Source organism: Enterobacter sp. PL_is514 (assembly GCF_055816715.1).
This window is the reverse complement of the sequence record NZ_JBVPGN010000036.1, coordinates 398447-410535: the sequence shown is the minus strand read 5'-3', so window position 1 is coordinate 410535 and position 12089 is coordinate 398447. Positions and strand designations below refer to the sequence as shown.

Annotated in this window: 9 protein-coding genes; 2 read left to right on the top strand and 7 right to left on the bottom strand. The window is 53.7% G+C overall.

Going from position 1 to position 12089, the window contains the following annotated elements:
- Positions 1-33 precede the first annotated feature (33 nt).
- The 7 genes from AC0TNG_RS22240 to AC0TNG_RS22210 all read right to left on the bottom strand — a co-directional run bounded on the left by AC0TNG_RS22240 (position 34) and on the right by AC0TNG_RS22210 (position 8921).
- Positions 34-2298, bottom strand: coding sequence for a ComEC family protein (locus AC0TNG_RS22240; protein ID WP_473713109.1), 2265 nt, complete (start codon positions 2296-2298; stop codon positions 34-36).
- 214 nt (positions 2299-2512) lie between these two features.
- A complete protein-coding gene (gene ihfB, locus AC0TNG_RS22235; RefSeq protein ID WP_008499965.1) occupies positions 2513-2800 on the bottom strand; it encodes an integration host factor subunit beta in 288 nt (95 codons plus the stop codon).
- Positions 2801-2970: 170 nt separating this feature from the next.
- Complete coding sequence (rpsA, locus tag AC0TNG_RS22230) at positions 2971-4644, bottom strand: 30S ribosomal protein S1 (RefSeq protein WP_008499966.1); 1674 nt, start codon at positions 4642-4644, stop codon at positions 2971-2973.
- 111 nt (positions 4645-4755) lie between these two features.
- A complete protein-coding gene (cmk, locus tag AC0TNG_RS22225) occupies positions 4756-5439 on the bottom strand; it encodes a (d)CMP kinase (RefSeq protein WP_024907794.1) in 684 nt (227 codons plus the stop codon).
- Between the two features lie 185 nt (positions 5440-5624).
- Positions 5625-6908 (bottom strand): 3-phosphoshikimate 1-carboxyvinyltransferase, encoded by a 1284-nt coding sequence (aroA, locus tag AC0TNG_RS22220; RefSeq protein ID WP_473713108.1) that lies wholly within the window; start codon positions 6906-6908, stop codon positions 5625-5627.
- A gap of 69 nt (positions 6909-6977) precedes the next feature.
- A complete protein-coding gene (serC, locus tag AC0TNG_RS22215; protein ID WP_473713107.1) occupies positions 6978-8066 on the bottom strand; it encodes a 3-phosphoserine/phosphohydroxythreonine transaminase in 1089 nt (362 codons plus the stop codon).
- Between the two features lie 162 nt (positions 8067-8228).
- Positions 8229-8921 (bottom strand): DUF421 domain-containing protein, encoded by a 693-nt coding sequence (locus AC0TNG_RS22210; protein WP_023310994.1) that lies wholly within the window; start codon positions 8919-8921, stop codon positions 8229-8231.
- 127 nt (positions 8922-9048) lie between these two features.
- On the opposite strand from AC0TNG_RS22210, the gene ycaO reads away from it, so the two are divergent.
- Both ycaO and focA read left to right on the top strand, forming a co-directional pair.
- Entirely contained in the window at positions 9049-10809 is a 1761-nt protein-coding gene (gene ycaO, locus AC0TNG_RS22205) for a 30S ribosomal protein S12 methylthiotransferase accessory factor YcaO (protein ID WP_473713106.1), read from the top strand.
- A 406-nt stretch (positions 10810-11215) separates the two neighbouring features.
- Positions 11216-12073, top strand: a complete 858-nt coding sequence (focA, locus tag AC0TNG_RS22200; protein WP_008499974.1) for a formate transporter FocA — start codon at positions 11216-11218, stop codon at positions 12071-12073.
- Positions 12074-12089 lie beyond the last annotated feature (16 nt).

The window sequence follows — 12089 nt, the reverse complement described above, 5'->3', positions numbered from 1 at the left end:
AAAAACCAGCATTCGTTGAAATAGCCGCATATTCTACCCGTTATCGACGGGCGCGCCAAACCACTGATGATACCAAACGGGTAAATATTGTTCTCGCAAGCGCCGGATTTGCCAGTGATGTTGCGAGAATGTCACCGATATTTGTCCAGAATGAGGAGTATCATGCCAGATATACCCCTCTTTTCGATAACGTCGGACAACTTTTGTCGACGGGAATCGCCATGCGTTATAGCGGGCTGCTGAATCCAGGGCGATCTGACCTTCTACCCGCTGGACCAGCGGCAATGAAGACGAAGTGTTGCTGCCATGATGAGGCACCTGGATTAGCGTGGACGTCAGATAACGCCAGTAATGGCTAAGCATAGCCTGTTCCGCTTGTGCTTCAATATCCCCTGTTAGCAGCACGCTCTGCTTGCCGTCGCCCACCTTTACCACGCAGGAACGGTTGTTTCCCTGAGCCGGGTAATTTTCAGGGGGCCAGTGGACGCTGAAGGTAAGTCCCTGCCATTGCCATCTCTGCCCGCGAAAACAGGGGCGATGTCCCGCCTGGCGCAAGGGGCTTCTTACCCACACGTCAGGCCACGTTTTTTGCAACGATGCGAGGCCTCCCGCATGGTCGAGGTGTTCATGACTGAGAATTACGCCTTCAGGCCGCAGGTGATGCCAGCGCAGCCAGGGAATAATTAACCGCTGCGCGCTATCCCCGCCCGGCCAGGCGAGTCCGGTATCATAAAGAATGGCTTTTCCCTGTCGTTCAATGACCATGGCCAGCCCCTGCCCCACGTCCAGCATATGCAGCGTCCAGCTCTCGCTTTTTGCCGTTCGCCAGAGAGGAAATGCCAGTAAGACGCTTCCTGCAAGACAAACGGCAGGAAGGGTTTTCCATGCGCGAAAACGCCAGGCAATGATGCTCAACCACGGCAGTAATGTCATGTATTGCCAGCGTTGGTCGACATTCTGCCAGCCGTCAGGCAGGCGCATGAGGAGCCAGAACAACCCCGCTAGTGACTTATCTGCTGCGAACCAGACGACGCTTTCCAGTGCCGCCAGCGGCAGCAGATGAAGCAGCATACCGAGCAGGATCAGCGGCACGGAGACAAACGTCACCAGGGGAACGGCGAAGAGATTCGCGACCAGGGAGGAGATACTGAAGCCATGGAAAATCAGGACCTGTAACGGCATGAGCAGCATCAGCATGCCGACCTGCAGATGGAGCAGATTCAGTAGTGGCCTTATAGGTCGAGCTCGTTGCCAGTCAGGAAGAGGCAGCCACTGAAACCAGAAAATGAGCGCGGCGACGGCAAATGCGGACAGGGCCAGACTCTGCGAAAGTACGGCTAGGGGATCGCTTATGAGGATCGCCGCGATACAGCACCCCCATACCTGCCAGGGAGACCATTGACGGGCCGCGATCCGCAATATGGCAAGCACAGCAAGCGCGATGGCCGTTCGTAGCGCAGGAGGTTGCAGACCGGTAAGCCAGGCGTAGAAAGCGGCAAAGCACAACCCGGCCAGGAGAGGCATCTGCCAGTGGACCCGGTGGCTGGGTAATAAAAACTGGAGCCCACGTGCGAGTAACCAGACGAGGGATGCTGCCAGCGCGATATGCAGACCCGAAATCGCCATCAAATGCAGCGTGCCAGTTTCACGCATCAGGTCTTTTATTTCCCGGGGCACATCCAGACGTTCCCCCATTCCCAGTCCGAGGATAACCGCCCCCCAGCGGTAAGCCGAAAGTCGGTTTTGCAGTGACATCAGGTATTGCGCTCGCAGGCTGCAGCGCCCATCGACGAGTTCAGCACGGGTGAAGCGCCCGCTTAGGGTTTGATGTTGGGCAAAAGCGCTGCGCTGAGAATCATATCCGCCGTCGTTCAGTTCGCCATGGGCAGGCCTGAGCCTGAGCGTCATGGTCCAGCGCTGACCGGCGCACGATTTCTGGGGCAGATAATTGCCATACAGCGTTACGCCGGTGGAGGCCCACCAGCGCTTGCCATCGACGCGGCGAATGTTTCCCTGATGCAGAGTGGCGCCGTCGGTCGCGGTGAGCTCTACCTCGGCCTGCACGGCCCCCGTTGTTAAATGCTGCATCGGCCAGACGCTCTCCTGTGCGGCCAGAATGCCCCACGCACAAAATAACAGCGTAATACCAGCATACTTCACTCGATGGTTTTGCCATGCAGCAATCACTATCCCGCCAGCCACCATGACCCACACGGTGTAAGGTGATGGCAGTTCAGGTAACCAGAGTAACGGAACTATCGCCAGAATGGCGCAGACGCTAAGCGCGGGAATTCCCATTGCTACCTCCCTGTTTCAGGGTGGCAGTATGCAAGCAGGTTGAGCGGGTCGTCAGGTGTGAAGGATGCGATTTACAGCAAGCGCAGCAAGGTATTTAACGGGTTGCAGAAAACGAAACGAAAAATGCGGGGCACCTTCAGAATGAAAGCGACAGAGACAAAAAAAGCACCCGCAGGTGCTTTCTTTCGAACCCAGTTTAACCGGCTGGCTAAACTCAGTTGCCGTAAATATTGGCGCGATCGCGCAGTTCTTTACCCGGCTTAAAGTGTGGAACGTACTTACCTTCCAGCTCGACTTTATCGCCAGTTTTCGGGTTACGCCCGGTACGTGGAGCACGATAGTGCAGAGAAAAACTACCGAAACCGCGGATTTCAATGCGCTCGCCCTGGGCAAGAGTGGAGGCCATATGCTCCAGCATCTCTTTTACGGCATCTTCCACTGCCTTGGCAGGGATATGCGGTTGCTGACTGGCAAGTCTTTCAATCAATTCTGACTTGGTCATGATTCCTCCGGTTCCTTTCAAACCAATTAGCTGAACAGCTCATTAAACAAGGGCGGCCGTAGCCGCCCTTTGTTATTGATTACAGGACGAATCCTGCAATCTGTCAAGTTTGCTCCTCATCCTTCGCGCTGTAAATGCGTTACAGCGCAACTGATGCTGAGAACCTGATATTACTCGCCTTTAGCTGCTTTGAAAGCTTCAGCCATTGCGTTGTTAGAGAAGTTTGCATCTTCCTGTTTGTTAACAGTTGCGATTGCATCTTTCTCATCAGCTTCGTCTTTAGCACGAACAGACAGGCTGATTGCACGGTTCTTACGGTCAACACCGGTGAACTTAGCTTCAACGTCGTCGCCTACGTTCAGAACCAGAGTGGCATCTTCAACGCGGTCACGTGAAGCTTCAGAAGCGCGCAGGTAACCTTCAACGCCGTCAGCCAGTTCTACGGTTGCGCCTTTAGCGTCAACTGCAGTCACTTTACCGTTTACGATTGCGCCTTTCTTGTTCAGTGCAACCCAGTTGTTGAACGGATCTTCTGCGAGCTGTTTAACGCCCAGGGAGATACGCTCACGCTCTGCGTCAACCTGCAGAACAACTGCAGCGATTTCGTCGCCTTTTTTGTATTCACGAACTGCTTCTTCGCCTGCAACGTTCCAGGAGATGTCAGACAGGTGAACCAGGCCATCGATGCCGCCGTCCAGGCCGATGAAGATACCGAAGTCAGTGATAGACTTGATTTTACCTTCAACACGGTCGCCCTTGTTGTGGGTTTCCGCGAACTGCTGCCATGGGTTGTTTTTGCACTGTTTCAGGCCCAGGGAGATACGACGACGTTCTTCGTCGATATCCAGAACCATCACTTCCACTACATCACCAACGTTAACAACTTTGGATGGGTGGATGTTTTTGTTGGTCCAGTCCATTTCGGAAACGTGCACCAGACCTTCAACGCCTTCTTCGATTTCAACGAAGCAGCCGTAGTCAGTCAGGTTGGTTACGCGACCAGTCAGTTTAGTACCTTCTGGGTAACGCTTAGCGATAGCTACCCATGGATCTTCGCCCAGCTGTTTCAGGCCGAGGGATACACGAGTACGCTCGCGGTCGAACTTCAGCACTTTAACAGTGATTTCGTCGCCCACGTTCACGATTTCGCTTGGGTGCTTAACGCGTTTCCACGCCATGTCGGTGATGTGCAGCAGGCCATCAACGCCGCCCAGGTCAACGAATGCGCCGTAGTCAGTGAGGTTCTTAACGATACCTTTGACTTCCATGCCTTCCTGCAGGTTTTCCAGCAGCTGATCGCGTTCTGCGCTGTTTTCGGATTCGATAACGGCACGACGGGAAACAACAACGTTGTTACGCTTCTGGTCCAGCTTGATTACTTTGAACTCAAGCTCTTTGCCTTCCAGGTGCAGAGTGTCACGAACTGGACGAACGTCTACCAGAGAACCTGGCAGGAACGCACGAATACCATTCAGCTCAACAGTGAAGCCACCTTTAACTTTGCCGTTGATAACACCGACCACAGTTTCAGCTTCTTCGTAAGCTTTTTCCAGCGTGATCCATGCTTCGTGACGTTTCGCTTTCTCACGAGAAAGCAGGGTTTCACCGAAGCCGTCTTCTACTGCGTCCAGAGCAACGTCAACTTCGTCGCCAACCTGGATTTCCAGCTCGCCCTGGGCGTTTTTGAACTGCTCTGCCGGAATGGCGGACTCAGATTTCAGACCGGCGTCAACCAGTACTACGTCTTTGTCGATAGCAACAACAACACCGCGAACGATGGAACCCGGGCGGGTTTCGATTTCTTTTAAGGATTCTTCAAACAGTTGAGCAAAAGATTCAGTCATGTTTAATCTTCAGGTTAATATTAACGTCCACCTGGCTCCGTGCCGGATGGGGTTGTTTCACATACCCGCCGTCAATCCCTTGCAGCGGGGGTACTGCTAAATCGGTCGCGATTACGCGAGTGCCAGTTTTTGGCGCGCATATTGTAGCGCTTTTTCAATCACTTGCTCAATAGTTAAACTGGTTGAATCCAGAACTAATGCATCTTCTGCTGGAACAAGTGGGGCGACGGCGCGGTTACGATCGCGGTCATCGCGCTCTTTTATCTCGGATAAAAGGCGATCAAAGTTAACACTAAACCCCTTTTCCTGCAACTGAAGCATGCGGCGTTGCGCACGTTCTTCCGAAGAGGCGTCAAGGAAAATTTTCACAGGTGCATCAGGGAAGACCACGGTTCCCATATCACGTCCGTCCGCGATCAGACCCGGGGCTTCACGAAACGCGCGCTGACGACGCAACAGCGCCTCGCGAACGCGCGGGAAGGCCGCGACCTGCGAGGCCGCATTCGCCACTTCCTGAGTACGGATTTCCCCGCTCACGTCTTCCCCTTCAAGGATGACTTCCAGGTTGCCATCGGTTGACACGAAGCGCACATCCAGATGCGCAGCCAGCGGAACCAGCGCCTCTTCAGACGCGACATCCACGTGATGATGCAGCGCGGCCAGCGCCAGCACGCGATAGATTGCTCCCGAATCTAAAAGATGCCATTGCAATGCTTCCGCCATCGCTTTGCACAGAGTCCCTTTCCCTGCGCCACTCGGCCCATCAATGGTGATTACCGGGGCAATTGCCGTCATCTTTTTCTCCTTAAATAAGGCATACCGTTTACATGAACGCCGCGCATTATACGCGCCAACGTGCGCAACTGTTACCTTTGCGTGCAAATTACGGAATGATTGAAGCAGAGTGTAGAAGAAATGAGCGGAGGTGTTCGTAATGAAGCGTAAGCAAATGCCGCATCGGGTGATGCGGCAAGGCGTTATCAGGCCAGCGTGCTAATGCGTGCCAACTGTTCGAAGTAGTCCGGGAAGGTTTTCGCGGTACATTTCGGGTCAAGGATCGTGACAGGCGTATCTGACAGCGCCACCAGCGAGAAGCACATCGCCATACGGTGATCGTTGTAGGTTCCGATTTCCGCAAACTGCAGTTTTGCAGGAGGCGTGACGCGAATGTAGTCTTCGCCCTCTTCCACCTCGGCACCGACTTTTCGCAGCTCTGTCGCCATCGCGAACAGGCGGTCCGTCTCTTTTACGCGCCAGTTGTAGATGTTACGCAGCGTGGTCGTGCCTTTGGCGAACAGCGCCGCCGTGGCAATGGTCATCGCCGCATCCGGGATATGGTTCATGTCCATGTCGATGGCGTTCAGCTCACCGTGGGTACAGGAGATAAAGTCATCGCCCCAGGTGACAATGGCGCCCATTTTTTCCAGCACGTCCGCAAAACGGATGTCGCCCTGCACGCTGTTACGGCCAATACCGGTCACTTTTACCGTTCCGCCTTTAATCGCACCTGCGGCCAGGAAGTAGGACGCGGATGACGCATCCCCTTCAACCAGGTAGTTGCCCGGAGACTGGTACTGCTGTGCCCCGCGCACCACGAAGCGCTGATAAGACTGGTTTTCCACCTCAACGCCGAAAGTTTTCATCAGGTGCAGCGTGATATCAATGTACGGTTTGGAGACCAGCTCGCCTTTAATCGTGATAACTGTATCCTGCGGGGCCAGCGGCGCGGTCATCAGCAGTGCCGTCAGGAACTGGCTGGAGACGCTGCCGTCAACCTCGACGTGACCTCCGGTAAAACCGCCGCGCAGACGCAGTGGCGGATAGTTTTCCTGCTCCAGATAGTCAATCTGCGCGCCGCCCTGACGCAGGGCATCCACCAGGTGACCAATCGGGCGCTCTTTCATGCGCGGCTCGCCGGTCAGCACAACATTGTTGCTTCCCAGGCACAGGGCCGCCGCCAGCGGGCGCATAGCGGTACCCGCGTTGCCCAGAAAAAGCTCAAGCTCTTCACCCGAGCGCAGCGCGCCGCCGTTGCCGGTCACTTCGCAGCGGGTACGATCGTCGGAGAGAGTGTAATGAACGCCCAACGCTTTCAGCGCATTGAGCATATGGCGCACGTCATCGCTGTCCAGCAGGTTTGTGAGGACGGTGGTGCCGTTTGCCAGAGCTGCCAGCAGCAGAGCGCGGTTCGAGACACTTTTTGAACCAGGCAGATTGATGGTGCCATCTACCCGCGCGATAGGTTGTAACGTCAGGGATTCCATGAAAACTAAACTCTCAACTCAACATAATAAAAACCCCGCAGGGGCGCTGCGGGGGTGAAAAACAGCAAATTAACCGTGACGACGTTCGAAGTCGATCATGAAATCCGTCAGGGCTTTAACGCCTTCCAGCGGCATCGCGTTATAGATGGAGGCACGCATGCCGCCCACGACACGGTGACCTTTGAGCGCGTGCAGACCTGCCGCGAAGGACTCTTCCAGGAACACTTTGTCCAGGTTGCTGTCCGCCAGCTGGAACGGTACGTTCATGCGGGAACGGTTAGCGTTTGCTACATCGTTGCGGTAGAAATCGCTCTTGTCGATCACGCCATACAGCAGTTCAGCTTTCAGCTGATTCACCTTGTCCATCTGCGCCACGCCGCCGTTTTGCTTCAGCCATTTGAAGACCAGGCCGGAGAGATACCAGGCAAACGTGGGTGGGGTGTTGAACATAGAATCGTTATCGTTCAGCACGGTGTAATCGAGAATCGACGGGCAGGATGTATGTGCTTTACCCAGCAGGTCTTCACGCACGATAACAATCGTCAGGCCTGCAGGGCCGATATTTTTCTGTGCGCCCGCGTAGATCACGCCATAACGGCTGACGTCAATTGGCGCAGACAGAATGGTGGAGGAGAAGTCAGCGGCAACCGCGACATCGCTGCCGAAGTTTGGCGTCTCGTCGATGGCAATCCCGTCAATGGTTTCGTTCGGGCAGTAGTGCAGATACGCTGCATTATCAGAAAGCTGCCACTCGCGCATTGGCTTCACGGCGCGCAGACCGTCAACGGTCACTTTGGCGTCGATCACATTCGGCGTGCAGTATTTATGCGCTTCTTTGATGGCGCTTGCTGCCCAGTAACCCGCATCAACGTAGTCAGCCGTCGTTTTGTCACCGAGGATATTCAGCGGAATACCCGCAAACTGGCCGCGTCCACCGCCGTGACAGAACAATACTTTGTAGTTCGAGGGAATATTCAGCAGATCGCGAAAATCCTTTTCTGCCTCTTCCGCCACCTGAATAAACTCTTTACCCCGGTGGCTGATTTCCATCACCGACGTACCGAGACCGTTCCAGTCACAAAGTTCCTGTTGAGCCTGTTTAAGCACGTCTGCCGGCAACATTGCCGGACCTGAACTGAAATTAAAGACTTGAGCCATTTCCCCTCACCACGCTAAAAGCCATAAGTTATAACTGTGGATATCGGTTTTATCATTCAGTGACACGCGCCGCAATGTCTAAAACTTATGACCCGTGAAATGTGCCCCGCGTCACACAAAACAATCTGCCGCCTCGTTAAGACAAAACCGACAAAATGGCTGTCAGGTGATGCGTTTGGCCCGGCTAACCTTCGTCCATTCCGGATTTGCACAGCGAGGGCATAATTGACGATCCCCCGGCTGCATCGCCACAACATGGCTACATCTTACGCAAGCATACTCGCCTGATTCAGGCACCGTTCTGAAACGCTCAATGAGCATATCCGGCAGGATACACAGCCCCGGCTTCACCTCGTCGTCAGAATAGTAATAAACGCTGATCTGCCCGTTAGTTTCCATGATCGCCAGACGCACCTGCCCGAGCTGTTCAACGCTATTCAGGCGTAGCTCCATAAAGAACTCAAACTCGGTCATATTGGCGCTTTGTACATTTTCCCAGGCCAGCTGTCCGTCCTCGACGATAACGACCGGCTTCCCTTCAAGCAGATCTTCCAGCTTTTCGCTTTTCGACATCAGCCACATGACAAGACGATAAAGTAGCGCCAGTGAGACAAAAACGATAAACACCGGCACCATCGGCACATCATCATAGAAGGCGACGTCCCCCGCCGCTGAACCCAGCGTCAGAATAATCAACACCTCAAAGAGCGACATCTGCCGTACGCCGCGACGGCCGGTGATTTTAAGAAACAGGAAGACAAGTACGAAGGTATACAGGCTGCGCAGCGCCACTTCGCCCAGAAATTCAGGAGGAACTTTATCAAACGCCATCCGCTGGAGATCAAATGCTTTCATTTTTCTATGCCTTAACAGTCAGTTACTGCCACTAAGCATAGTCCAGCCATTTATTTTCGCCGAAGATAGCACCCGTCACGCAAAACCCGTATCATTGCGCGCTTTACGTACGATAAAAGTGACCGCCATGACTCAAACGTTTATCCCCGGCAAAGACGCCGCCCTGGAAGATTCCATCGCTCGCTTCCAGCAGAAACTGACCGACCTGGGTTTTAACATCGAAGAAGCCTCCTGGCTCAATCCGGTGCCTCATGTCTGGTCCGTGCATATTCGCGACAAAGAGTGTGCCCTGTGCTTTACCAACGGTAAAGGCGCGACAAAAAAAGCGGCACTGGCCTCCGCGCTGGGTGAGTATTTTGAGCGTCTGTCCACCAACTATTTCTTCGCTGACTTCTGGCTGGGCGAGACCATCGCTAACGGCCCGTTCGTTCACTATCCGAATGAAAAATGGTTCCCGCTGACCGAAGATGACGAACTGCCGACAGGTATTCTCGACGCGCGCCTGCGTGCCTTCTACGATCCGGACAACGAACTGACCGCCAGCATGCTGATCGATCTGCAGTCCGGTAACGAGGATCGCGGTATCTGCGCCCTGCCGTTTACCCGTCAGTCTGACGAGCAGACCGTCTATATCCCGATGAACATCGTCGGCAACCTGTATGTGTCCAACGGTATGTCCGCCGGTAATACCCGCAATGAAGCGCGCGTGCAGGGTCTGTCTGAAGTCTTTGAACGCCACATCAAAAACCGCATCATCGCTGAATCCATCAGCCTGCCTGAAATTCCGGCAGAGGTGCTGGCGCGCTACCCGGGCGTGGTGGAATCCATCGCCAAACTGGAAGCAGAAGGTTTCCCAATCTTTGCCTATGACGGCTCTCTGGGCGGTAAGTACCCGGTCATCTGCGTCGTGCTGTTTAACCCAACCAACGGCACCTGCTTCGCCTCCTTCGGCGCGCACCCTGACTTCGGCGTGGCGCTGGAGCGTACCGTTACCGAACTGCTGCAGGGCCGTAGCCTGAAAGATCTCGACGTGTTTACGCCGCCAACGTTTGACGACGAAGAAGTGGCCGAGCATACCAACCTCGAAACCCACTTCATCGATTCCAGCGGCTTAATTTCCTGGGATATGTTCAAGCAGGACGCCGACTATCCGTTCGTGGACTGGAGCTTTGCCGGAACCACGGAAGAAGAGTTCGCCACGCTGATGGCGATCTTCAACTCGGAAGATCAGGAAGTGTATATTGCCGACTACGAACATCTTGGCGTCTACGCGTGCCGCATTATTGTTCCGGGCATGTCCGACATCTACCCTGCTGAAGATCTGTGGCTGGCGAATAACAGCATGGGTGCGCACCTGCGCGAAACGCTGCTGGCACTGCCGGGCAGCGAATGGGAGAAAGAAGATTACCTGAACCTGATCGCCCAACTGGACGAAGAAGGCCACGATGACTTCACCCGCGTACGCGAACTGCTGGGTCTGGCGACCGGTAAAGACAACGGCTGGTATACCCTGCGTATTGGTGAGCTGAAAGCAATGCTGGCCCTGGCGGGTGGCGATTTGGATCAGGCTCTGGCCTGGACCGAGTGGACCATGGAATTCAACCAGTCGGTCTTCTCTGCCGAGCGCACCAACTATTACCGTTGCCTGCAAACCCTGCTGCTGCTTGCACAGGAAGAGGATCGCGAACCGCTGCAATACCTGAATGCTTTCGTGCGTATGTACGGTGCTGAAGCCGTAGAAGCAGCCAGCGCGGCCCTGAGCGGCGAAGCGCCGTTCTATGGCCTGCAGGCTGTTGATAGCGATCTGAAAGCCTTCCCGGCGCATCAGTCACTTCTGAAGGCCTACGAAAAGCTGCAGAAAGCAAAAGCCGCTTACTGGTCAAAATAAGCGCACATAACATTACCAGTAGTAGGCGTATTCAATCGTCTGGGCTATATTACGGGGCAATTTCATTGCCCCGTTTTTTATTTTCTTCGGCAATGATTGTTGATTGTAATAATAAAGTTAAATACGGGTAAATATAATAATATTGATCTGGGCTTTACTGTTACTTTTTATGGTTAATACTCCATATTAATTAACTGCTTCAGAGGTGGCTGAACGAAAAAATTCAACTCTTTTCATAACTTTTAAAATTTATTTTTATACGGATAATCAAATACTTACTCCGCATTTGTCGTAAAACCATACACACTGCGGGCCTATAAGCCAGGCGAGATATGATCTATATCAATTTCTCTTCTATAATGCTTTGTTAGTATCTCGTCGCCGACTTAATAAAGAGAGAGTTAGTGTGAAAGCTGACAACCCTTTTGATCTTTTACTCCCCGCTGCAATGGCTAAAGTTGCCGAAGAAGCGGGTGTCTATAAAGCAACGAAACACCCGATGAAGACGTTCTATCTGGCGATCACGGCTGGTGTGTTCATCTCTATCGCTTTCGTCTTCTACATCACCGCCACCACCGGTACAGCCGGAATGCCTTTCGGCATGGCCAAACTGATTGGCGGCATTTGCTTCTCTCTGGGTCTGATTCTCTGCGTCATCTGCGGCGCCGACCTCTTCACCTCAACGGTGCTGATTGTCGTGGCCAAGGCCAGCGGAAGAATTACCTGGGGTCAGCTGGCACGTAACTGGCTTAACGTCTACGTGGGTAACCTGGTTGGCTGTCTGCTCTTTGTTTTGTTGATGTGGCTTTCTGGCGAGTACATGACCGCCAACGGTGGCTGGGGCCTTAACGTCCTGCAAACCGCCGACCACAAAATGCACCACACATTTATCGAAGCCGTTGCTCTCGGCATCCTCGCTAACCTGATGGTCTGCCTGGCTGTATGGATGAGCTACTCGGGTCGTAGCCTGATGGACAAAGCCTTAATTATGGTTCTGCCGGTTGCGATGTTCGTTGCCAGCGGCTTTGAGCACAGTATCGCGAATATGTTCATGATCCCAATGGGCATTGTTATCCGCGACTTTGCGAGCCCGGAGTTCTGGACCGCAGTTGGTTCATCCCCGGAAAGTTTCTCTCACCTGACTATTATGAATTTCATTACTGATAACCTGATCCCTGTCACTATCGGGAACATTATCGGTGGGGGTCTGTTAGTTGGGTTGACATACTGGGTCATTTACCTGCGTGGCGACGATCATCATTGATGGTTTTCTCAGGCAG